19 protein-coding genes and 1 other annotated feature are annotated in these 22,999 nt (G+C 43.9%); of the genes, 10 read left to right on the forward strand and 9 right to left on the reverse strand.

Features of this window, described 5'->3' with window-relative positions:
• Window positions 1–510: 510 nt before the first annotated feature.
• The 3 genes from clpB to rluD all read right to left on the reverse strand — a co-directional run bounded on the left by clpB (window position 511) and on the right by rluD (window position 5,018).
• Entirely contained in the window at window positions 511–3,084 is a 2,574-nt protein-coding gene (clpB, locus tag BSR11_RS15895) for an ATP-dependent chaperone ClpB (RefSeq protein WP_072671316.1), read from the reverse strand.
• A gap of 230 nt (window positions 3,085–3,314) precedes the next feature.
• The gene (pgeF, locus tag BSR11_RS15900; protein ID WP_072671317.1) at window positions 3,315–4,040 is read right to left on the reverse strand and encodes a peptidoglycan editing factor PgeF; all 726 of its coding nucleotides are present in this window, start codon (window positions 4,038–4,040) and stop codon (window positions 3,315–3,317) included.
• 3 nt (window positions 4,041–4,043) lie between these two features.
• Window positions 4,044–5,018 (reverse strand): 23S rRNA pseudouridine(1911/1915/1917) synthase RluD, encoded by a 975-nt coding sequence (gene rluD / locus BSR11_RS15905; RefSeq protein WP_004394104.1) that lies wholly within the window; start codon window positions 5,016–5,018, stop codon window positions 4,044–4,046.
• 154 nt (window positions 5,019–5,172) lie between these two features.
• On the opposite strand from rluD, the gene BSR11_RS15910 reads away from it, so the two are divergent.
• The 4 genes from BSR11_RS15910 to yjjX all read left to right on the forward strand — a co-directional run bounded on the left by BSR11_RS15910 (window position 5,173) and on the right by yjjX (window position 8,760).
• Window positions 5,173–5,901 (forward strand): outer membrane protein assembly factor BamD, encoded by a 729-nt coding sequence (locus tag BSR11_RS15910; RefSeq protein WP_072671318.1) that lies wholly within the window; start codon window positions 5,173–5,175, stop codon window positions 5,899–5,901.
• Between the two features lie 386 nt (window positions 5,902–6,287).
• Window positions 6,288–6,614 (forward strand): ribosome hibernation-promoting factor, HPF/YfiA family, encoded by a 327-nt coding sequence (hpf, locus tag BSR11_RS15915; RefSeq protein ID WP_072671319.1) that lies wholly within the window; start codon window positions 6,288–6,290, stop codon window positions 6,612–6,614.
• 111 nt (window positions 6,615–6,725) lie between these two features.
• Window positions 6,726–6,850: a sequence feature (Phe leader region), on the forward strand.
• A gap of 11 nt (window positions 6,851–6,861) precedes the next feature.
• Entirely contained in the window at window positions 6,862–8,043 is a 1,182-nt protein-coding gene (pheA, locus tag BSR11_RS15920; protein ID WP_072671320.1) for a prephenate dehydratase, read from the forward strand.
• A gap of 156 nt (window positions 8,044–8,199) precedes the next feature.
• On the forward strand, window positions 8,200–8,760 hold the full coding sequence (gene yjjX / locus BSR11_RS15925; protein WP_072671321.1) for an inosine/xanthosine triphosphatase: 561 nt from the start codon (window positions 8,200–8,202) through the stop codon (window positions 8,758–8,760).
• 126 nt (window positions 8,761–8,886) lie between these two features.
• On the opposite strand, the gene trpR is transcribed toward yjjX, so the two are convergent.
• Window positions 8,887–9,180 (reverse strand): trp operon repressor, encoded by a 294-nt coding sequence (gene trpR / locus BSR11_RS15930; RefSeq protein ID WP_208604794.1) that lies wholly within the window; start codon window positions 9,178–9,180, stop codon window positions 8,887–8,889.
• Window positions 9,181–9,235: 55 nt separating this feature from the next.
• Window positions 9,236–11,197 (reverse strand): transglycosylase SLT domain-containing protein, encoded by a 1,962-nt coding sequence (locus BSR11_RS15935; protein WP_072671323.1) that lies wholly within the window; start codon window positions 11,195–11,197, stop codon window positions 9,236–9,238.
• A 272-nt stretch (window positions 11,198–11,469) separates the two neighbouring features.
• On the opposite strand from BSR11_RS15935, the gene ettA reads away from it, so the two are divergent.
• The gene (gene ettA / locus BSR11_RS15940) at window positions 11,470–13,137 is read left to right on the forward strand and encodes an energy-dependent translational throttle protein EttA (protein ID WP_072671324.1); all 1,668 of its coding nucleotides are present in this window, start codon (window positions 11,470–11,472) and stop codon (window positions 13,135–13,137) included.
• 136 nt (window positions 13,138–13,273) lie between these two features.
• Window positions 13,274–13,639 (forward strand): PilZ domain-containing protein, encoded by a 366-nt coding sequence (locus BSR11_RS15945; protein WP_072671325.1) that lies wholly within the window; start codon window positions 13,274–13,276, stop codon window positions 13,637–13,639.
• Between the two features lie 6 nt (window positions 13,640–13,645).
• Here the strand turns inward: BSR11_RS15945 and tyrA are convergent, their stop codons facing one another.
• Window positions 13,646–14,770, reverse strand: coding sequence for a bifunctional chorismate mutase/prephenate dehydrogenase (tyrA, locus tag BSR11_RS15950; protein WP_072671326.1), 1,125 nt, complete (start codon window positions 14,768–14,770; stop codon window positions 13,646–13,648).
• Between the two features lie 14 nt (window positions 14,771–14,784).
• Window positions 14,785–15,858: a 3-deoxy-7-phosphoheptulonate synthase gene (locus tag BSR11_RS15955; protein WP_072671327.1), complete on the reverse strand. Its 1,074-nt coding sequence runs from the start codon at window positions 15,856–15,858 to the stop codon at window positions 14,785–14,787.
• 246 nt (window positions 15,859–16,104) lie between these two features.
• Here BSR11_RS15955 and BSR11_RS15960 point away from each other — a divergent pair, with 246 nt between their 5' ends.
• A complete protein-coding gene (locus tag BSR11_RS15960; RefSeq protein ID WP_072671328.1) occupies window positions 16,105–17,784 on the forward strand; it encodes a sensor histidine kinase in 1,680 nt (559 codons plus the stop codon).
• A 3-nt stretch (window positions 17,785–17,787) separates the two neighbouring features.
• Window positions 17,788–18,510, forward strand: coding sequence for a two-component system response regulator BtsR (gene btsR, locus BSR11_RS15965; RefSeq protein WP_004394117.1), 723 nt, complete (start codon window positions 17,788–17,790; stop codon window positions 18,508–18,510).
• Window positions 18,511–18,551: 41 nt separating this feature from the next.
• Here the strand turns inward: btsR and nagZ are convergent, their stop codons facing one another.
• Window positions 18,552–19,541 carry a beta-N-acetylhexosaminidase gene (nagZ, locus tag BSR11_RS15970; RefSeq protein ID WP_072671329.1) on the reverse strand — a complete coding sequence of 330 codons (990 nt, stop codon included), beginning with the start codon at window positions 19,539–19,541 and terminating at the stop codon, window positions 18,552–18,554.
• Window positions 19,542–19,725: 184 nt separating this feature from the next.
• Between nagZ and BSR11_RS15975 the strand changes: the two genes are divergently transcribed.
• Window positions 19,726–20,835 carry an anhydro-N-acetylmuramic acid kinase gene (locus BSR11_RS15975; protein ID WP_072671330.1) on the forward strand — a complete coding sequence of 370 codons (1,110 nt, stop codon included), beginning with the start codon at window positions 19,726–19,728 and terminating at the stop codon, window positions 20,833–20,835.
• 21 nt (window positions 20,836–20,856) lie between these two features.
• Here the strand turns inward: BSR11_RS15975 and BSR11_RS15980 are convergent, their stop codons facing one another.
• Window positions 20,857–21,198 carry a DUF2799 domain-containing protein gene (locus BSR11_RS15980; protein WP_072671331.1) on the reverse strand — a complete coding sequence of 114 codons (342 nt, stop codon included), beginning with the start codon at window positions 21,196–21,198 and terminating at the stop codon, window positions 20,857–20,859.
• A gap of 225 nt (window positions 21,199–21,423) precedes the next feature.
• Between BSR11_RS15980 and BSR11_RS15985 the strand changes: the two genes are divergently transcribed.
• Window positions 21,424–22,911 carry a carbon starvation CstA family protein gene (locus BSR11_RS15985; RefSeq protein ID WP_072671332.1) on the forward strand — a complete coding sequence of 496 codons (1,488 nt, stop codon included), beginning with the start codon at window positions 21,424–21,426 and terminating at the stop codon, window positions 22,909–22,911.
• Window positions 22,912–22,999 lie beyond the last annotated feature (88 nt).

The raw sequence follows: 22,999 nt of genomic DNA on the forward strand, positions 1-22,999 counted from the left end.
GCTATTATCGTTCCAACAGAACGATAATGAATTGACTGTGCCGATAGAGCTAAAAGCGCTATCAATTGGTCACTCAGTTCATTGATACCGAAGTACTTATTGCTAAGCATTTTGATTATCATCAACGAGTGCCCACACAGATTGATTGGTTTAAATTGTTAAAGAGCTTGGCTTGGAAACTTCATTGAGCTTCGAAGCGGAGGTGAATTCTAGCGAGTTAATTTGAAGAGTCAAACATTTTTTCAAATTTTCTTTTTTAGAAGCTTTCCCTCAACTAACACTGCCTGAAGCCTTGCGGCGTCTGCCGTGTCAGTGAGGGCGCATTATAGGGGTTAAATTCAGGTTGGCAATAGTAAAAACAATAAAAATGCACACCAGCGAATTAAGCGCTCAATAAACCATCAAAAAGCCGAATTCATCCTACTAATTGATTGATTTCGACCTTGGACAATAAACAAAGAAGGCTATGCCTGTGACATAGCCTTTGACATAGCCTTCATGGGCAAGGAGCTATTGATGCGCGACGATATCACCCTCTTTAACATCGAGATAGATGGGTGCACCAGGAATAAATTGCCCTGATAACATCGATTTTGCTAACGGATTCTCTATTGTTTGCTGAATAGCACGTTTTAACGGTCTTGCACCATACACGGGATCAAATCCAATGTGAGCAACAAGTTCTAACGCCTCATCACTAACAATTAATCCGTAATCTTTATCCGCTAAACGTTGACGTAAACGCTCTAACTGAATAAAGGCAATAGATTTAATTTGCTCTTGAGCTAATGGATGGAACACCACACTTTCATCAATCCGGTTTAAAAACTCGGGACGAAAATGTTTGCTCACTACTTCCATAACTTGCTCTTTCATTGTCTGATAGTCCAAATGAGCAAAGTTTTCTTGGATGCGAGATGACCCCAAATTCGAGGTCATGATCACTACTGTGTTACGAAAATCAACGGTTCGACCTTGACCATCGGTTAATCGACCATCATCGAGCACTTGCAATAAAATATTGAACACATCCGGATGCGCTTTCTCAACCTCGTCCAATAACAATACTGAATAAGGTTTACGCCGCACCGCTTCGGTCAAGTACCCGCCCTCTTCGTAGCCCACATAACCAGGAGGCGCACCAACGAGACGAGCCACTGAGTGTTTTTCCATAAATTCAGACATATCAATCCGCACCATGGCATCTTCACTATCGAACATGAAATTAGCCAGCGTTTTACAAAGCTCGGTTTTCCCTACGCCCGTTGGACCTAAGAATAAAAAAGAACCTATTGGGCGATTAGGATCCGATAATCCAGCTCGACTACGACGAATTGCATCAGCAACCACCTCAACCGCTTCTGACTGTCCGATGACACGTTGGTGTAAAAACGTTTCCATCTGCAACAGTTTCTCTTTTTCAGCCTCCAGCATTTTCGCAACAGGAATACCCGTCTGCTTTGATAATACTTCCGCAATTTCTTCGTCAGTGACTTTATTACGCAACAACGTCATTTCTTGCATCTCTGCTTGAGTCGCTAAATCCAGTTGCTTTTCTAACTCTGGAATTCGTCCATATTGCAACTCAGACATGCGGTTTAAATCACCAGCACGTCTTGCCACTTCTAAATCTAAACGCGCCTGTTCCAATGCAGATTTAATGTGTTGCGTTCCCGACAGCGCCGCTTTTTCCGTATTCCAAACCTCTTCTAACTCCGAGTACTCACGCTCTTTTTCTTTTAACTCATCATTAATAATGGCTAAACGCTTTTCGCTCGCATCATCGTGTTCATTGCTTAATGCTTGCTGTTCAATCTTCAATTGGATAATTTTTCGTTCCAATTTATCAAGCACTTCCGGTTTTGAATCCATTTGGATACGAATACTCGAAGCGGCTTCATCAATTAAATCGATCGCTTTATCCGGTAATTGACGATCGGAGATATAACGATGTGACAGTGTTGCCGCAGCAACAATCGCAGGATCGGTAATCTCAACATGATGATGCAACTCATAGCGCTCTTTTAACCCTCGCAGAATCGCCACCGTATCTTCAACGCTCGGTTCATCCACTAAGACTTTTTGGAAACGACGCTCCAATGCCGGATCTTTTTCAATATACTGGCGATACTCATCGAGTGTTGTTGCGCCAACGCAATGTAACTCTCCACGCGCTAGAGCTGGTTTGAGCATATTCCCAGCATCCATCGAGCCTTCGCCTTTACCCGCACCGACCATAGTATGCAATTCATCAATAAATAAGATGACATTACCTTCTTCTTTAGCCAGCTCGTTCAGTACAGATTTTAAACGCTCTTCAAATTCACCGCGATATTTAGCTCCTGCGACTAAAGCGCCCATATCGAGAGAAAGTACCCGTCGACCACGCAAACCTTCTGGGACCTCATTATTAATAATTCGCTGCGCTAAACCTTCGACAATGGCGGTTTTACCAACACCAGGTTCACCAATGATCACTGGGTTATTTTTCGTGCGCCGTTGCAATACTTGAATGGTACGGCGAATTTCATCGTCACGACCTATTACCGGGTCCAATTTACCTTGCTCGGCTCGCTCAGTCAGATCAATAGTAAATTTCTCCAAAGCTTGACGAAGCTCTTCGGCATTAGGATCGTTAACTTTTTGTCCACCACGGATTGTTTCAATCGCCGCTGAGAGTTTTTTCTCACTTAGCCCGATTTCTTTTAATAATTGACCAAGAGGGCCTTTATCTTCGATTGCTGCTAGCAAAAATATTTCAGAAGAGATGTACGCATCTTGACGTTTTTGCGCCACTTTATCACAGAGATTAAATAGCGTACCCAAAGCACCAGAGAGCTGAACATCACCACCAATCCCACTCACTTTAGGGAGCTTATCGAGCATTTCGCCTAACTTTGAGCGTAGTTGTGCCACGTCAACATTCAACATGGTTAATAAAGGACGAATAGGACTGCCATTTTGGTCGAGCAGTGCCACCATTAGATGAACTGGCTCGATATACTGATGATCACGGCCTAGAGCCAAAGACTGCGCATCAGAAATGGCTATTTGAAATTTACTGGTAAATCTATCAAGACGCATAACCACCTTCCTAATCTCGTTCAAGAGAAACTAATCACATAAAGAACATGGTTACATAGAGGGGAGATTTCAAGTCATAAGAGAGAACTTTATGAGCAAAAAACATCCTAAAGATAAGGCTGTAAAACGAAGAGTTTAAAAACTGATAAGCAACCATTTTTCCAGCAATAGAAAAGATAGCTAAGTTAAATGTGAAGCTTTAATGACGATCCAACACTATGTTATATCGACTATTCAATCCAGATGAAGCAAGCCTGTCGGCCTGTTACGCCATCGCGGCGGTACGAATAAAATTGCTGATCATGTTGATAAGTACATAAATGACTATTAACTACCTGTTCAACACCGATTTTAGCTAAACGCAATCGCGCGAGCTGGGCGATGTCAGCTAGCCACTTACCATCATTTGATGTTGCTAAAAAAGCCCTTTGCGCATCACTATCATAATCGCAAAAAGCCTGCCTAACTTCGTCACCAACCTCAAAAACTTCAGGGCCGATGGCTGGGCCAAGCCAGACCACAACATCATCAGAGAATTTGTCTAGTGCCTGTTCTACAATCCCTCCCGCTAATCCTCGCCACCCAGCATGAACTGCGGCAACTTGGCTGCCTTGCGTATTAGTAATCAATACAGGTAAACAATCAGCAGTCATGGCAGAACAAACAACATGCGGAGTCGATGTGACAATACCATCAGCATCTAATACATCATCACTAGGCTGGTTAACTGCAATCACTCGAGTTGAATGTGTTTGATTAAGCCAGATAGGCGCTGATGGCATCTGACAATATTGTTGCAGCCAATCGCGATTTTTTGCCACAGTCGCGGGATCATCCCCAACATGCATGCCAACATTCAAACCATCGTAAGGCGGAAGAGAAAATCCACCATCACGGGTTGAACAAAATGCTTTCACATTGTTAGGCGCTGGCCAATTAGGAATGATCACCGACATAGTTTAATACTCTTGCGAATAATTTAGTTTAGCATCTTCACGTAGCGCTTCAGTCATAATAACCATATCGTCGGGCACAGGAGCATGAAACTCAAGCTCTTCGCCAGTGATCGGATGTTCAAACTTTAACATTACGGCGTGCAATGCTTGTCTATCAAAAGCTCGGATCATTTCCGTAAGTTCAGGGGTTGCTCCTTTAGGAATACGAGCTCGACCACCGTAAGCACTGTCGCCTAACAATGGATGTTGCAGGTAAGCCATATGCACTCGAATTTGGTGAGTTCGGCCAGTTTCTAAACGCAAACGAATTCTGGTGTGTTCACGAAAATGTTCTGCGACACGATAATGCGTGACCGCTGGCTTGCCCATTTGATTCACTGCCATCAAGGTACGCTTTGTTGAGTGACGACCGATTGGTTTATCGATCATGCCACCTGCGGTCATTTTACCGATCGCAATCGCTTCATATTCACGAGTAATATTGCGTTTTTGTAAATCTCTGACCAAACGCGTTTGTGCTGGTACTGTCTTCGCGACCACCATTAAACCCGTCGTATCTTTATCAAGACGATGCACAATACCTGCACGTGGCACTTCGGCAATCGGTGGATAATGAAAGAGTAAAGCATTTAATACAGTACGATCTGGCGTTCCCGCCCCCGGATGAACGACAAAATCTCTGGGTTTATTGATCACCAGAATATCGTCATCTTCATAAACGATATTCAATGGAATATCTTGCGCTTCCCAGCGTTGTTCATCTTCTAGCTCGGCCAGAACGGTAATGCACTCTCCTCCCATCACTTTGGTCCGTGGTTTAGTGACCACCGTTCCATTGACTGTAATTTTGCCATCTAATAGCCACTCTTTAAGACGAGAGCGGGAAAAATCGACAAATAATTCTGCTACCGCTTGATCTAAACGCTGACCAAGCTGGCTTTCTTTTACTGTTTGAGTTAATTCAATCTGCTGAGCCATATCGAACTTTTTTAAAAACCGTGAGACTAATAGCCACGAGTGTGGAAAAATATGTTTTCATTGTATCTGTTACTGATCGGAAAGTAACGAAACGATTTACGGAGCAAGCTCGCTCCAAGTATAGAAGCTTTATTGCAAGGAACCTAACCCTGACATGAAATACCAAACTTTATCAGGCTTACTCGCATTATCTTTATTAGTTGGCTGTTCAAGTAAAGAAGAGATTGTCCCTGACGTTCCACCCGCGGAGTTGTACAGCGATGCTCGAAGCTCGTTGCAAAGCGGTAACTGGTTAACCGCTATTGGTAAGTTAGAAGCGCTAGACTCTCGTTATCCATTCGGCGCATATTCGGAGCAGGTTCAACTGGACTTGATTTACGCTTACTATAAAAATGATGATCTCGCTTTAGGGCTTGCCACCATCGAACGCTTTATTCGACTCAATCCCACTCACGAAAAAATGGACTGGGTTCTGTACATGCGCGGCTTAACCCATATGGCCCAAGATCGAAACTTCATGCACGATCTATTCAATATTGACCGTAGTGATCGTGATCCAGAACCAGTAAAAGCCGCTTTTGCAGACTTTAAGCGCCTACTTGAGCGTTACCCAAACAGTTTGTACGCAAATGATGCACAACAACGCATGATAGCTTTGAAAAATCGTTTAGCTGAATATGACCTAGCGACGGCTGATTTCTATTTACGTCGTGAAGCTTGGATCGCTGCGATTAATCGAGCTCAAGAACTACAGAAAACCTATCCTGGTACTGAAGCAGCACGTAAATCTTTATCCATTCAGCTAAAAGCCTATCAACAGTTGGGATTGACGGATGCAGCCGAACGAACGAAACAGCTCATGCAATTGAACGCCCGCCCTTAAGCAGCATGATTAAACTATCTGAATAAACCATCCCCATGAACATTAATCGATAATGTGAGTGGGGAAACTATGGCTAGAAATAGAAAATTTATACAAATTTCAGTAATGAAAAGACGAGGTGTTGAGAAAAGGAGAACGGTCTTTTTTCAGGCCGTAACAAAGCACTAAAACAGCGATGATATTTAGTGACTCCGCTTATCAATTTAGCGTTTTCTCTAATAATGACAAGTTTTTTTATCGACTATTCCTACTACTCTTTGCGAAAGATCACGTTTACTCTCAAGCATCTCAACACCCAACAAAATAGTGATCAATATCACATTATTTTATCTGCAAACCTGTAATCTGAAGTTAACCCATAAGGGATGCAACAGAGGAAAAACACTATGCAAATGAACATCACTGGTAAAAACATTGAAATCACCTCTGCAATCCGTAGCTACATTGAGAGTAAATTTAAAAAGCTCGAAAAATGGCAAGTCGATATCACTGGTTGCCAAGCAAGCTTTAGTGAACACCCCAATAAACAGAAAAAATTTGAAGCGACGGTCACTATCCCCAAAGGTCAATTAGTCGCCTCTGCGATTCACGAGGATCTCTACGCCGCTATCAATGAAGTTGAACAAAAATTAGAGAGACAGCTCAATAAATTGCGTCATAAACCTGATGCTCGGCGCACCGAGAAACCTGAAATTGTAGAAGTTGAAGAGTAGTCTTCCCCTCTTATCCATTTAGCGCCTTAGGGCGCTATTTTTTTGCTTGACGCTGTTTACTGGCTTGCTTATTGTGTCCATTCAATCGTTAAGGTAATCATCACCGATGTTAAACTCTCATAGGCTGTTTATTTTTGACTTCTTTTTTCTCCAATAACCTTGGAGGCTTGCTCGTTTAAAGAAAATAAGTCAAAAACGAACAGACAGAAAGCCTCCCATCGGGAGGTTTTTTTATAAGGATTTAGTTATGACCACCCCCGAATTGTCACTAGAAGAGATTCGTGACCGATTAAATACTATTGATAATCAATTGTTGAAGTTGTTTTCCGAACGTCGTCAACTCAGTATCGACGTCGCCAAAAGTAAAGTACAAACATCAAAGCCCGTACGCGACCCCGTTCGAGAGCAGCAACTATTGGTTAAGTTAATTCAAATCGGTAAACAGGATTATCAATTAGATGCCCCATATATTACCAAACTGTTTCATACGATTATCGAAGACTCCGTATTACTACAGCAAGCTTACTTACAGAACCTAGCCAACCCACAAAACCGCAAGCCATTGGCTAGAGTTGCTTTCCTTGGAGCGAAAGGCTCTTACTCACATCTTGCAACTCGAGAATATTTCAGCCGCAAAAATACTGAACTTATTGAGCTCAATTGCGAACAGTTTAGAGACATTACCAAAACCGTTGAATCTGGCCATGCTGATTATGGTGTTTTACCGATTGAAAATACCAGCTCCGGCTCGATTAATGAAGTGTATGACTTACTTCAACATACTACCCTTTACATCGTTGGAGAAATCACTCAACCGATAGAACACTGCTTGGTCGCGACACAAGATATTCGCTTGGAAGAGCTAAAAATTCTTTATTCTCATCCACAGCCACATCAACAATGCAGTGAGTTTTTAAGTCGCTTAAAAGGCGTAAAACTAGAAACCTGCGCCAGTACTGCTGATGCGATGAAAAAAGTGCAACAAATGCAACGTAATGATGTAGCGGCTATTGGCAATGCGACAAGTGGCAAATTGTATGGTTTGCAATCGATTCAAACCAATATCGCGAACCAAACAGAAAACCATACTCGGTTTATTGTTGTGGCCCGTAAACCAATTGAAGTTTCAACTCAAATTCCAGCAAAAACCACCTTGATCATGTCTACGGCACAAGAAGCAGGCTCGTTGGTCGCAACACTGTTGGTACTCCAGCGTTATGGGATCAACATGACTAAACTAGAATCCAGACCGATCATGGGTAATCCGTGGGAAGAGATGTTCTATGTCGACTTGCAAGCTCATCTGGATTCAGACGAGATGCAAAAAGCACTCGGTGAGTTGACCAAGCTGACCAAACATTTAAAGGTCCTTGGTTGTTATCCTATTGAAAATATTAAACCTACTCAGGTTAAATTGACCCAAGCCTAAAAACATCGCAGATCAATCGATAGCTAAACGGCTTGAAGTTGCAGTAGATAAAGGTGAACTCCAATAAACACGAGTAACGCGGTGATTGGAGCAAGCAAACCAGAGCAACTTCAGTTAGCTAGAGTATATCGACTAAGAAACAAAGAGAACCACGACATGTCATCCAATCAAACCGTTATTCATATCATTGTTGCCTCACTTAATCCTGCCAAAATTAACGCCGTCAAAAGCGCTTTTGAGCAATTATTTCCTAAGTATACGCTGCACTTACAAGGCGTGACTGTAGATAGTGGTGTAGCCGCCCAACCAATGAGCGATAAAGAAACAAAGCAAGGCGCCCTGAATCGAGTACACCATGCAGAGCAAGCTTATCCAGGAGCCGATTTTTATGTGGGATTAGAAGCAGGCATTGAGCAGGGGATGACGTTTGCCTGGATGATCGTCAAATCAGGCGAACAATATGGAGAGTCTCGTTCTGCCAGCTTAATGTTACCTCCTGCCATTAACCAACGTTTACACGCCAACAACGAACTTGGTGAGATTATGGATGAAGTATTTGGTACTGATAACATCAAACAAAAAGGAGGAGCGATAAGTTTGCTTACTCAGCATCACTTAACTCGCAGTTCAGTTTATCATCAGGCACTTATCCTAGCACTAGTACCATTTTTGAACCCTGATTTGTTTTTATCTGCGGATAACAATCTGAAAAAGTAGTTGATAGGTTAAGGCTAAGCTTGTACTTATGCGGTATAAACAAATAAGTACGAGCTTAACGGAATAAAATGCTTTTCTTCTGGTTTACTACAAAATGATTAATATCACGGTAAGTAATAAATCGTACTACTTCAGTAGTAACGCCGCCAAAGCTTCACGCTCTGTTAATGAACGTGATTTAAGCTCATTGGACCCACGAGTAATGGTCGCAACGCCCACTCCTAAAAGTTGGCTCATTTGTCGTTGAGATAACTCCCCTTTCAGTAACTCACAGAGAATATTAACTCGTGCAACTAATGCCTCTCGTTCATCAGGCGTCATCAACATGGTCAACAACATCTCATGCTGATCACGTGAAACTGCTTGTTGTACTAAGGTTAATAATTCGCTCCAGTCGCTGTACTCAGGTTGTGTGGACATGCTTGTACTCGTTAAGTGATACATACTCCGTATTGTAGAGCAGACTGAGCGGGAATCAATACATAGTCTGCAACTCATTCTCCGTTAAAAACCGGCCACTCACTCCCATAACATCGCGATAGTAAGTTTCAAACATCAATACGTTTTGAATGTAACCTCTGGTTTCACGAAACGGAATGGCTTCAATAAAGGCATAGGCATCTAACTGTCCTTGAGTCTGCTCTCGCCAACGATCCACTCGACTAGGGCCTGCATTGTAAGCAGCAAAAGCCAAAATACGATTGTTATTGTATCTCGCCAACAAATCATTCAGATAATGACTGCCAATTTCGATATTTTTACCGACTTGGAAAAGCTCATCTTCATGTTGATAACTTAAGCGATATTTTTGCGCGGTATAGCGAGCTGTTGTCGGCATGACTTGCATAATGCCCCGAGCACCAACAGGAGAACGCGCTTCGATATCCATCGCACTTTCTTGCCTCGCCAACGACATCAAGGTAATCGGATCAATACCATGTTTCTCTCCATAAAAATTGAACCACCATTGATGAGCGAGAGGAAAACGTAACTGAGTGTTATCCCATAAATTAGCCGATATCGTCGCGCGGACCGTTAAATGATACCAATGTTGTGTGGCAGCATACACAGCGAGCATTTCTTTGCTGGGCTGTTCCACTCGCTGTAATAGCCAATTCCATTCACTCTTCGCTGCGGCGATTTTATCGCGCTCAATCAGCTCACCAATACGAATAAGCTCCGTTTGATAAGGTTTAATCAACTGGCGATTTAAAGAAAGGGTCGAACTTGGATATTGAATCGATTGCTGCAATACTTCCGCCGCAGCAACACTATAGAAATTACGTTGCCCGAGTAAGCTACGCATTCTTTTTAATCCCTGTTCCATTTGCCCTGCTTGTAATTCGCTACGTGCCAACCAATATTGCCAACGTGTTGAGGCTTTATCTTCTGCGGGTAATTGCTCTATCCACTTAGCTATTCCCTTCCAATCCATACTGCGCAACGCTAAACGTATTCGAGTTTCAATTAAATGGGTATTATCGCTAGCCATAATCATGCTGTCGCGCCATTGTTGAAGCTCTGGTGGTTCGACATTCATCATACGCAAAGCGATATATTGCCCAGTCCGAGCACGTAACGAATCAGACCAATCGAGCTGTTTATCTACAAATACCCATAACCGTTGAGCTTGAATAGCATCGGCTCTCGCTGCTTTTTCTAACGCCAGCTCCACCTGACGATACAACAAGGTTTTATCTCGATACTGTGAAATAAAACTCACCACCGTTTCAGGTTTATCGTATAAACCGATCATTGCCAATGCTTCTGCATGTGTCGGTTTACCATTCAGCTTACTGGCTAAATGACGCATTAATGGCCGATTTCGCCCTTCAAAAGCCAATAGCATACGTTGTAAAACTAGACTATCCGTCAAGCCACCTTGCTGCTCCCACACCGTGAAGAGCGGATCGCAAGCCGAAGAAACACTTGCGCCACTTTGCCACAGCGCTTTAGCACCAATGAAAGCTTCTTTGTAGCGCCCGGTTTTTAATTTGGCATGATAATAATGACAGCGATACGTTTCTCCATTAGGTTCATTCGGAGAAAACTTCAATATCTCAGCCCACTTTCCCTGACTCGCTAAAGCATCAAAATAAGGTGCACTGATCCGATTTGAAAAAGGAAAAGTTTTATGACTATCGATAAAATTACGCACTACAATCGGAGATTTATCACCTAAATCAATCAAAAAGCTCCGATAATCGAGATACGGCGTCAATGGATAATCGGCTATCTGTCTACGCGCTTTTTTGAAACGTGCAACATCTTTATTATCTAACCATTGGTGTGCTTGTTCATACAATTCCCGTTGCGCTTCTAAATCTAAGGTTTTGCCCACCCCTGAGCCACTAAAACTTATAGCACCGATCAAAGCACAGCCGAGCAGCGTTGACGACATCGGTTTATGTCGTTGCAATAAAACCCTATACCCCATTGCGATGATCCCTTCTATTTCACTTTCCCAATTCACTTTATTACGCAGACTCCATAGCTAAATGTAAAGGTGTAAGATGTAAACTTGAAGTCAATAGTAAGAAAAAATAGTAATCAACTTATTGCACTTGACTTTATTCAAAATATTGCGGTTTGGTTCATTCATAACAAAAGGTAAACCAAGCAAAATAACTGGCCGACGAGTAACAAAAGTATCCGCTTTGATATAGAATGATAGCTTTGTTCTGTTTGAAAGATTAGGAATGATCGGCAATGGCTGAATACGTCTATACCATGTCGCGGGTGAGCAAAGTTGTGCCTCCTAAGCGTCAAATCCTCAAAGATATTTCATTAAGCTTTTTTCCTGGTGCTAAGATCGGCGTGCTTGGCCTCAATGGCTCCGGTAAATCAACCCTGCTACGCATTATGGCGGGGATTGATCAAGATTTTGACGGCGAAGCTCGTCCGCAACCAGGCTTAAATGTGGGGTACCTTCCCCAAGAGCCGGTGTTGGATGAAAATAAAACCGTCCGTGAAGTGGTTGAAGAGGCCGTAGCCGATGTCGCCCATGCGCTCAAACGGCTTGATGAAGTCTACGCCGCTTATGCTGAACCAGACGCAGACTTCGATGCCCTAGCCAAAGAACAAGGCGAATTAGAAGCCCTGATCCAAGCCAAAGATGGTCATAATTTAGAAGCCGCTCTTGAGCGCGCGGCTGACGCTTTACGTCTGCCTGAATGGGATGCCAAAATCGCCACTCTATCAGGAGGTGAGCGCCGCCGTGTGGCAATTTGTCGTTTGCTGCTTGAAAAGCCTGATATGCTACTGCTCGATGAGCCAACCAACCACTTAGACGCAGAATCCGTAGCTTGGCTTGAGCACTTCTTGGTGGACTATAGCGGAACCGTAGTCGCGATTACTCACGACCGTTACTTCCTCGACAACGCTGCTGGTTGGATTTTAGAACTGGACCGTGGTGAAGGTATTCCGTGGCAAGGTAACTACACTTCTTGGCTAGAACAAAAAGATGAACGTTTGAAACAAGAAAAAGCCGGGGAAAGCGCCCGTCAGAAAACCATTGAGAAAGAGCTAGAATGGGTTCGCCAAAATCCAAAAGGTCGTCAAGCTAAGTCTAAAGCGCGGATGGCTCGCTTTGAAGAGATGACCACCGGTCAATACCAAAAACGTAACGAAACCAATGAATTGTTCATCCCACCTGGTGAGCGTCTTGGTGATAAAGTGCTGGAGGTTAACAACCTAACCAAATCGTTTGGTGATCGCGTGCTGATTGATAATCTGTCGTTCAGTATGCCGAAAGGTGCGATCGTCGGTATTGTCGGTGCTAACGGTGCCGGTAAATCAACCTTATTTAAAATGCTCAGTGGCGTAGAGCAGCCCGATTCAGGGACCATTGAGTTAGGTGAAACGGTTAAATTGGCTTCGGTCGATCAGTTCCGTGACAGCATGGATGACAAAAAAACCGTCTTCCAAGAGATCTCTGAAGGCGCGGATATCATCAAGATCAATAACTTTGAAATCCCAGCACGAGCGTACTGCTCTCGCTTCAACTTTAAAGGTAATGATCAGCAAAAAATCATTGGTGAGCTGTCTGGGGGGGAGCGTAACCGCGTCCATTTGGCTAAGTTATTGAAAGCTGGCGGCAACGTCCTACTCCTCGATGAACCAACCAACGACTTAGATGTTGAAACCCTACGCGCACTAGAAGAAGCCTTATTAGAGTTCCCTGGCTGTGCCATGGTTATCTCCCATGACCGTTGGTTCCTTGACCGTATTGCCACTCATATCCTTGACTATCGAGATGAGGGCAAAGTGAACTTCTATGAAGGTAACTATACTGAATATATGGAATGGCTAAAACGCACGCTTGGCGCTCAAGCGGCTGAACCACACCGTATTAAGTACAAACGGATCAGTAAATAATCCGTTGCTTAGATTAAAGCTACCTTCGGGTAGCTTTTTTACTCTGCACAAAACCTTATTTCGTGCGCCAAATTCGAGTTAAGACACCTGTACTCTGCTATGCTTAATGCGTACTCATTACGCAATTGTAGGACTTATGATCGAACGTCGACAGTTTTCACGCATTCTTTACCAAGCACCAGCAACATTACAACAAGGCGATCTGCTGCTCAGTACTTGTATCCACGATCTCTCTTTACGAGGTTTACTCTTGTGGGCCGTCGATGAACCCAATTTAGATAGCGATCAGTTAGTAGACGTGGCGTTTACCCTGCCGGAAAGCGAGATCACGATTCGTTTAAGCGGACAATTGGTGCGGCAAAATGAGCGTATTCTACATATCAAGATGGTTCATATTGATTTAGAGAGTATCGCCCATTTAAAACGCTTAGTAGAACTCAATATCGGTGATGACGAACTTTTGCACCGCGATTTAGAACATTTAGTGACTGAGGCTCCATAGCGTTTCTCAACGTTGCCATGCATCACTGGCATGTTTAAGTAAGTGCTGACTCTCTTGCATAAACTGCTGAGAATAGTCGCCAAACCAATCGCTCACTTGATTAAATTGGCTAACAAAACTTGGTTTATCACCTTGTTTAAGCAAGCTGACCGCTTGTTCCAAACTATCCTGAAAACGGCCAATCATTTCAATATTCTCTTGTGAAGATAAAATAATATCCGCATACAAGTTAGGATCTTGTCCAAACAAACGCCCGACCATCGCCAATTCGAGGCGGTAAATCGGTGAGCTTAATTTAAGCAATTGCTCAATATTGGGATTGACTTTACTTAAATGCACACCGTAAACAAATGAAGTGAAATGGCGTAATGCTTGAATTAAGGTCATGCCTTGGTCGTGCTCTTGGGCATCAATGGCACATAAACTTGCTCCCCAAATCGCAAATTGGTCCAGCAGCCATTGATACTGCTCCACTCCTCGGCCATCACAATACACGATGACTTGCTTTGCTAAGCTTGGGACATCGGGGCCAAACATCGGGTGCAAGCCAACGACAGGACCAGAATGAACCTTCAACATGGCCGCCAGCGGCTTCGATTTAATTGACGTTAAATCACATAAAATACAATCGGAAGGGAGTTGATTGAGTTTCTCAATCACACCAACAGTCAAATCTATCGGTACCGTTACCACGACTAAACCCGCATCATGTAAGAGTTCATCGGCGCGATGCCAATCTTGGCTACCCAGCACTTTGATCTGATAACCGGATAACTCAAACATACGAGCGAACAGGCGGCCAAGTTGGCCATGACCACCGATGATCACCACTGAGCGTAATTCAGGCTTTAAACATTTAAAACCTGAGTCTTTCTCACTGGCGTAAGACTCGCGCATTGTTCGGCGTAAAATATCTTCGATTAATTGTGGTGGCACACCTTGCGCTTCAGCTTCAGTACGGCGCGACGCCAGCATACTCGCTTCCCGTTCTGGGACATAAATCGGTAATCCGTAACGGCTTTTGACTTCTCCGACTTGCTCAACTAACGCTAAACGGCGAGCCAGTAAATCAATCATCTGTTTATCCAATGCGTCGATTTGTTCTCGTAATGCATTCAACTCTTCAGCCATCGTTGTTCCTTTATCTACGATTTACAGCGGTCTGCTAAAAAAGGCACCAGCGCCTGGTGAGCATGACGCAATAATTGTTCTGTCGTTTGCCAATCAATGCATGCATCAGTGATCGACACTCCGTATTGCATTTGCGATTTAGGTAGCTCCGCTGATTGATTCCCTTCGTTTAAGTGACTTTCAATCATCACACCGATGATTGAACGGTTTCCTTCGCGAATTTGATGAATCACATCTTCTGCCACCAATGGCTGACGACGATAATCTTTACGCGAGTTGGCATGACTGCAATCAACCATCAATGCCGCCTCCAATCCAAAACCAGTTAATTGTTGTTCACACTCAGCGACCGAAACGGAATCGTAATTGGTTTGTTTGCCACCACGTAGAATCACATGGCCATTCATATTGCCTTGTGTGGTTAAAAGAGCCACTTGCCCTTCACGATTAATGCCCATGAAACGGTGGCTTGATGACGCTGCTTGCATCGCGTTGATCGCCGTCGATAAGCTACCATCGGTACCATTTTTAAAGCCAATCGGCATAGAAAGACCACTGGCCATCTCACGGTGAGTTTGTGATTCCGTCGTCCGAGCGCCAATCGCAGCCCAGCTGAAGGTATCAGCTAAATATTGCGGACTGATCGGATCCAGCGCTTCTGTCGCAAGTGGCATGCCCATCTCCGCTAAATCTACCAATAATTGACGGCCAACATGTAAGCCATGCTCAATATCAAACGATCCATCAAGATGCGGGTCATTAATCAGACCTTTCCAGCCAACCGTGGTGCGTGGCTTCTCAAAGTAAACTCGCATCACAATATACAGTTGATCGCTCAGCTCAGTCGCCAATACCTGTAGACGTTTAGCATACTCTTTTGCGGCTTGAATATCATGAATAGAACAAGGGCCACAAACCACCAATAAACGGTGATCACGTTTATGGATAATATCGGCGATGGTTTGCCGAGATTGTCGAATCGACAGTCTGGCTTTTTCACTTAATGGTAGTTTAGCTTTTAATGCATCAGGGGTGATTAAGACCTGTTCATCAACAATATTAATGTCACTTAAATCACTTTTTTTCATTGCTACACCTGTAATCTTTAATTTACACCAAAATGTATTTGGCTAACAAAACTCAACTAAACACAAAATAACAGGCTAAAAAAACATTGCAAGTGTAAATTTAAAAAAACAAATAATGTAAACTTAAAGATACACACCAAATGAAAAATAGCGTTGGAAAAGTAATGGACTCAACAAACGTATTTTATTGCCTTCAAGTTACTTAAAATAGCGGTTTTGGCTATCGATGACTAGGCGCAAACCTTGATGGAACTGATCCTCTCACTACTACAACAAATGTGTGTCTACTTAGTCTTGGCTTATATGCTAAGTAAAACCCCAATCTTTCTACCGTTACTCAACATTTCTGGGCATTTTAGTCATAAAATGACCGTTTATGTGTTGTTTTCACTATTTTGCATTATGGGCACCTACTTCGGGTTACACATTGATGATGCGATAGCCAACACGCGAGCGATTGGTGCGGTCATGGGCGGATTATTTGGTGGGCCGCTGATTGGTTTTGCTGTCGGGTTAACAGGAGGTCTGCACCGTTATTCTCTTGGTGGGTTTACCGATCTTGCTTGCGCTATTTCGACCACCGCTGAAGGAGTGATTGGCGGCGTGTTTCATGCCTATTTACTCAAACGAGGCAAACGCCATTTACTGTTTAGCCCCAGTGTGGTGTTTGGCATTACCTTTGTCGCTGAAATTGTGCAGATGGCCTTGATCTTACTGATTGCTAAGCCATTTAGTGAGGCTTATCACCTCGTGTCTGCGATTGCTGCTCCGATGATCATTGCCAACTCAGTAGGAGCGGCATTGTTTATGAGTATTTTGCAAGATAGGAAAACTATTTTTGATGAGTATTCCGCGACTTTTTCTCGCCGAGCATTAAACATCGCCGAACGTTCGGTTGGAATTTTAGCGGCAGGTTTTACCCCTGAAAATGCCCATAAAATTGCTCGTATTGTTTATGAACAAACCAATGTCGGTGCCGTTTCAATTACCGATTGCGACAAGATCCTCGCTTTTGTCGGCGTTGGCGATGATCATCATCGACCGAATACCGCGATATCTTCACAAAGCACTTTAGACGCCATAAATCGTAATGCGATCATTTATCTTGATGGTAAAGAGCATCCCTATCAATGCTCATTATCAGCAAGCTGTAAATTGGGCTCAGCATTGATTATTCCACTACGAGCTGGCGATCGAGTGATCGGCACCATCAAACTCTACGAACCGAAACGTAAATTGTTTTCAACCATTAATGTATCAATGGGCCAAGGTATTGCTCAATTACTCTCAAGCCAAATTCTGTATGGGGAATATCAAGCGAAACAAATTCTTCTCTCACGAGCTGAAATCAAGTTACTGCAAGCTCAAGTCAACCCACATTTTTTATTCAATGCACTCAATACGATTAGTGCCGTGATCCGACGTGATCCAGCTAAAGCTCGCGATCTTATTCAGCATCTTTCGCAGTTTTTCCGCAGCAATCTCAAACAAAATGTTGAAACGGTCACCTTGCAAGATGAGCTCGCGCACGTGAATGCCTATTTAACCATTGAAAAAGCACGTTTTAGCGATCGTTTAGAAGTTGAGATTACGATCGACGAACCGCTATTGAGCCGTCAATTACCGAGTTTTACTTTGCAGCCCTTAGTGGAAAATGCGATTAAACATGGGGTATCTAATCTGCTCGAAGGCGGTAAAATACGCATCTATAATCTCGCCGAACCTGCGGGTCAGCGCATAGTGGTGGAAGATAATGCCGGTAGTTATCAAACGCCACAACACGATCACGATGGTTTAGGAATGCACATTGTCGATAAACGCTTAATCCATCAGTTTGGCCACTCAGCAACGCTTAAAATTGACGTTGAGCCGAACCATTGCACGCGAATGAGCTTTCTTATTCCCAATCAACCAAGAGGAACTTAAGGGATGGTAACGTTATCAGCTTTAGTCATTGATGATGAGTGTTTGGCCCGAGAGGAACTCATTGAATTACTGAATGAAAATGGCAACATGCAGGTAATTGGTGAAGCGAATAATGCGATTGAGGGACTGAAAAAAATCAATCAACACAAACCAGATGTGGTTTTCTTAGATATTCAAATGCCTCAAATTACTGGAATAGATCTGCTCGCGATGCTCGATCCTGACACCATGCCCAAGGTGGTTTTCGTGACTGCCTATGATCAATATGCACTGCAAGCCTTTGAAGATAACGCCTTTGATTATTTACTTAAACCGGTCGATCCAACGCGGCTTGAAAAAACCATCCAACGTTTACAACGTAGCGTAGTGAAAACACCAGATTACTCGATTCTCGCCCCTAATCAGCTTGATCAAGTTCCGTGTATCGGCCTCAATCGAATCATGATCATCCCAACGGGAGAGATCGAATTTGCTTGTAGTGATATTGCCGGAGTGCACGTGCAAACCGCGCAGCAGCGAGCCAGTAGTCAATTGACGTTAAAAGTCCTAGAAGAAAAAACGCCGCTGCTACGTTGTCATCGTCAATATCTGATCAATCTCAAAGCCATCAAAGAGATCAAATTATTAGACAACGGTCTTGCCGAGATCATCACCCGTTCAGGCTACATCGTCCCAGTAAGCCGCCGTTTTTTAAAAGAACTCAAAGAGAAATTGGGGTTTTATTAGCCCCAATTTATTGATGAGAGAATCCTATTGCCACGCTAAAGTTAAGCAGAAGCCTCAACCAAACGGCGCATTGCCAAAGACGCTTGCTGCCACTCTGATGAAGACTGTAGCTCACGATAAGTAAAACTCTGCTTTTTCAATAAGGATAATGCTTGTGGTACTTCACTGATCGGTAGATTATCCAGCACCTCAACCGCCGATTCGCGTCGATTACACATCAAAATCATGTCGCATCCCGCCGCTAAAGACTGCTGTGCACGTTGTGTTGGACCGCCCATCACTGCCGCCCCTTCCATACTTAAATCATCAGAAAAGACAATCCCTTGAAAACCGAGCTGTTGACGCAGTACTTGCTTTAACCAATAAGCCGAGCCACTGGCTGGTTGTGGATCATAATGAGGATAAATCACATGGGCAGGCATCATCGCATCCAAAAGACCTTGCTCGATATGAGCACTGAAAATGGCCATATCATCAGCAATCGAGTCACGTTCATCGAGTGGCGTTTCAAGGTGTGAGTCTGCCAGCACCGCACCATGCCCAGGAAAATGCTTCCCTGTGGTAGCCATCCCGACCGCTTTCATGCCACGCAGGTAAGCTCCGCTATAGGTCAGTACACTCTGCACATCATCACCAAAAGCTCGATTACCAATCGCTCGGCAATCAAAACCTTTGTCTAATACTGGGGCGAAGCTGAGATCAATATCATGGGCAATCAGTTCAGCAGCCATTAACCAACCACCACGGTACGCCAACGCTTCACCATCAGCCGATTGTGCGTAGTATTGCGCTGCAGGAATTGGACTAAAACCATCACGAAAACGCTGCACTCGTCCCCCTTCTTGATCAACTCCAATCAATATTGGCCGTTTAGCCGCTTGACGAATAGCGTGATTAAGAGCAATTAACTGTTGGTTATCATGATAGTTACGAGCAAACAGTATGACGCCTCCTACCGTAGGGTGAGCGAGAATTTCACGGTCTTCCGCTGTCAATTCATAACCAGCGACATCAAGCCATAGCGGTCCCATGTTGGCTCCTTATACAATGAGAAAGTTGAGAGTATTATCGACGCCATGCTCGTGTCGTTAGCGTGATACGAGCAATAAAAATGCAAATTAGCATAGCGAGTAAAGTTATTCAGGTAGTTTTTCAATTACAATGTCGTTTATCTTATCAATCACTTGGCAAATCGTATAACGATCGGAGTCGCTTGTGGATAATACTGAACTGTATATTGGCATCATGTCTGGCACCAGTATGGATGGCGTCGACAGTGCGTTAGTCTCCCTTACTGGTAATACCATCAAACTATTAGCACACGATAGTTTACCGATGCCAGAATCTATCAAGCAGCGCTTGTTGAATATTTGCTTAGGCCAGCCCACCAACTTACACGAGATTGGTCAATTGGATCATCAACTGGGTCATCTATACGCACACGCAGTAGAACAATTACTGGCGCGCAGTGGTTATCGCCCAGAGCAAATCACGGCGATTGGTAATCATGGGCAAACCGTCTTTCATCAACCTACGGGAGAAACACCATTTACCATTCAGTTGGGCGATGCGAACATTCTTGCTACCCGTACTGGGATCACCACCGTAGCCGATTTTCGACGTAAAGATATCGCATTGGGTGGTCAAGGAGCTCCGCTGGTCCCGGCTTTTCACCAAACCATTTTTAATGCCACCGATTCAACTCTCGTCGTTCTTAACATTGGTGGCATTGCTAATATCTCAGTACTCACCACTGATAAGCGTGTCATCGGCTACGATACAGGGCCTGGCAATGTGCTAATGGATTATTGGTGCGCGCAGCACACTGGTCGAGCTTATGACGAAAATGGTCAATGGGCTCGACAAGGGAAGGTAGATTTCCCCCTCTTGCAGCGATTAAAACAAGATACTTACTTTTCACAACCTGCGCCCAAAAGTACCGGTAGGGAATGGTTTAATCTCGCTTGGCTTGAAAGCAAATTGGCGGGATTAAGCGTAAACCAGCAAGATGTTCAACGTACATTATGCGAACTCACCGCACAAACCATTAGTGAACAAGTGAATCAGTATGCTCAAGGAGCTACACCACAGTTATTAGTCTGCGGTGGAGGGGCACAAAACCCCTTGTTAATGGAGCGCTTACAAACCAATTTACCCACTTGGTTGGTGGCTCCTACTCAAGCGAAAGGCGTCGATGGTGATTATATGGAAGCCATGGCTTTTGCTTGGTTAGCCCAGCGACGGATCCATGATTTACCGAGCAACTTACCGGAAGTCACCGGCGCTAAACGAAGCACTTCGTTAGGCGTAATTTACTTACCTTAAACAAACGAACATGGCAGAACATCAGCGGTTGTATTCTCGCCAACCGCGCTGCCATTCCATGCGAAACTTATGGGCTTGCTCAGTCCCCTCGCAAACGCCTTCGTAATATTGCCCACTAAGCCCCATCTGATAGGCAAAGTTAGGGTTGCAGTATTCTTGAACACCGTCTAGATAACCACGTTCATAATCAGCATGCTTGGCATTACCTAATTGAGATAGCGTTTGATAAGAGCGTTGTAAATTTCCAGCAATGCCATCGTTATAACCGATTTGATACCAATCTCCTTTCGCGGCGAGTTGATCATCGCTGCTGGCACAACCAAACATTGTTAACAATAGTAAAGCCATTATCCATTTTTTCATAAGTCACCTATCCACCTTCGTTAACCATTGTAACGTTTTATTAAAAACCACTTACCAAGCTTAAATGCCGCTTAATAAATTATACGACCACTGATGACAAAACGCCGTGCTCATCATCAATGGTTCACTTATTCTTCTATCGATTTTACCCCTACACATCCTACACCTAAGCCACTCAACGAAAAGTGAGCTAGGTACAATACAACCTGATAAAGGATACTGACTATGTTGTGGTTTCTCACCTGCGTTGCCGCGCTGATTGGTGGTTATTTTCTCTATGGTTTCGCCGTTGAAAAAATCTTTGGCATCAATGAACAACGTAAAACTCCTGCGTACACCAAAACCGATGGGGTCGATTATGTACCGATGTCGACACCTAAAGTCTACTTAGTTCAGTTACTTAACATTGCTGGTGTAGGACCTATTTTTGGTCCAATCATGGGCGCACTTTACGGTCCAGCAGCGATGCTATGGATTGTTGTCGGCTGTATTTTTGCTGGCGCGGTTCACGATTATTTCTCCGGCATGCTATCGATTCGTAACGGTGGTGCATCGGTACCCGCGATTACCGGACGTTACTTAGGCAATGGCGCCAAACATTTTATGAACATTTTTGCCATTGTACTGCTACTGCTGGTCGGTGTCGTCTTCGTGTCAGCGCCTGCTGGGATGATAACCAACCTTATCAACTCACAAACCCATTTCACCGTCACCATGACCAGCATGGTGGTGATCATTTTTGCTTACTACATTATCGCCACCATTGTCCCGGTGGATAAAATCATTGGCCGTTTTTACCCACTGTTTGGCGCGCTGCTGATTTTTATGTCGGTCGGTCTCATGAGCGCTATCGCTTGGTCGAGCGATCATCAAGTTCTTGGTGGCTTTGAGATGCGAGATATGTTCAGTAATCTCAACCCTAATGATATGCCACTGTGGCCAGCACTGTTTATCACCATCGCTTGCGGTGCTATCTCTGGTTTTCATGCTACGCAATCGCCGCTCATGGCACGCTGTATGGAAAATGAAAAAAATGGCCGCTTCGTGTTCTTTGGCGCGATGATCGGTGAAGGGATCATTGCTCTAATTTGGTGTACGATTGCCCTGTCTTTCTTCGGTTCACTCGATTCACTTTCAGCGGCGGTAGCAAATGGTGGACCAGGTAATGTCGTTTATAGCGCTTCCTTTGGTTTACTTGGCGTATTTGGCGGGATATTGGCTTTTCTCGGTGTGGTAATTTTACCGATTACCTCTGGTGATACGGCTTTTCGTTCCAGCCGTTTGATTCTTGCCGAATATTTTAATATGGAGCAAAAAACGCTGCGCAATCGACTCATGATGGCACTACCATTATTTGTTCTGGGTGGGATTTTAACCCAAGTCGACTTTGCTATCATTTGGCGCTACTTTGGATTTGCTAACCAAGTTACGGCAGTGATGATGTTGTGGACAGCATCCGCTTATCTACTGCGTCACAATAAGTTGCATTGGATCACAACCGTCCCAGCGCTGTTTATGACCACGGTTTGTGTGACCTTTATCCTTAATAATAGTGCACTGGGCTTTGGCTTAGCCATGACACTCTCGACCATTATTGGAATAAGCACATCATTAATCGCGATGATCTATGTCATGCGTATTTCCAAAGGCAAAGGCGAGATCGATTTGGCTGAACAACAAGAAATTGAGAAAAACTCAGTCGAAACCGCTTAGTGAAATACGTCATCGTTAAGCAACTCGTATTAAGACCGGCGTAAAAAAGGGGCTAAATACATTAGCCCCTTTTTAATTTTTAACGGTA

The sequence above is a fragment of the Vibrio injensis genome, assembly GCF_001895205.1.
GTDB classification, from domain to species: Bacteria; Pseudomonadota; Gammaproteobacteria; order Enterobacterales; family Vibrionaceae; genus Vibrio; species Vibrio injensis.

What these genes read in the sequence shown, in the direction of transcription:
- BSR11_RS15910 (WP_072671318.1), top strand. Translation starts at nt 5,173, where the DNA reads ATGAAATACCAAACTTTATCAGGCTTACTCGCATTATCTTTATTAGTT.
- BSR11_RS15960 (WP_072671328.1), top strand. Translation starts at nt 16,105, where the DNA reads ATGGAACTGATCCTCTCACTACTACAACAAATGTGTGTCTACTTAGTC.
- ettA (WP_072671324.1), top strand. Translation starts at nt 11,470, where the DNA reads ATGGCTGAATACGTCTATACCATGTCGCGGGTGAGCAAAGTTGTGCCT.
- rluD (WP_004394104.1), bottom strand. Translation starts at nt 5,018, where the DNA reads ATGGCTCAGCAGATTGAATTAACTCAAACAGTAAAAGAAAGCCAGCTT.
- clpB (WP_072671316.1), bottom strand. Translation starts at nt 3,084, where the DNA reads ATGCGTCTTGATAGATTTACCAGTAAATTTCAAATAGCCATTTCTGAT.
- yjjX (WP_072671321.1), top strand. Translation starts at nt 8,200, where the DNA reads ATGTCATCCAATCAAACCGTTATTCATATCATTGTTGCCTCACTTAAT.
- hpf (WP_072671319.1), top strand. Translation starts at nt 6,288, where the DNA reads ATGCAAATGAACATCACTGGTAAAAACATTGAAATCACCTCTGCAATC.
- BSR11_RS15955 (WP_072671327.1), bottom strand. Translation starts at nt 15,858, where the DNA reads ATGAAAAAAAGTGATTTAAGTGACATTAATATTGTTGATGAACAGGTC.
- BSR11_RS15980 (WP_072671331.1), bottom strand. Translation starts at nt 21,198, where the DNA reads ATGAAAAAATGGATAATGGCTTTACTATTGTTAACAATGTTTGGTTGT.
- pheA (WP_072671320.1), top strand. Translation starts at nt 6,862, where the DNA reads ATGACCACCCCCGAATTGTCACTAGAAGAGATTCGTGACCGATTAAAT.
- pgeF (WP_072671317.1), bottom strand. Translation starts at nt 4,040, where the DNA reads ATGTCGGTGATCATTCCTAATTGGCCAGCGCCTAACAATGTGAAAGCA.
- BSR11_RS15945 (WP_072671325.1), top strand. Translation starts at nt 13,274, where the DNA reads ATGATCGAACGTCGACAGTTTTCACGCATTCTTTACCAAGCACCAGCA.
- btsR (WP_004394117.1), top strand. Translation starts at nt 17,788, where the DNA reads ATGGTAACGTTATCAGCTTTAGTCATTGATGATGAGTGTTTGGCCCGA.
- trpR (WP_208604794.1), bottom strand. Translation starts at nt 9,180, where the DNA reads ATGTCCACACAACCTGAGTACAGCGACTGGAGCGAATTATTAACCTTA.
- BSR11_RS15985 (WP_072671332.1), top strand. Translation starts at nt 21,424, where the DNA reads ATGTTGTGGTTTCTCACCTGCGTTGCCGCGCTGATTGGTGGTTATTTT.
- BSR11_RS15935 (WP_072671323.1), bottom strand. Translation starts at nt 11,197, where the DNA reads ATGGGGTATAGGGTTTTATTGCAACGACATAAACCGATGTCGTCAACG.
- nagZ (WP_072671329.1), bottom strand. Translation starts at nt 19,541, where the DNA reads ATGGGACCGCTATGGCTTGATGTCGCTGGTTATGAATTGACAGCGGAA.
- tyrA (WP_072671326.1), bottom strand. Translation starts at nt 14,770, where the DNA reads ATGGCTGAAGAGTTGAATGCATTACGAGAACAAATCGACGCATTGGAT.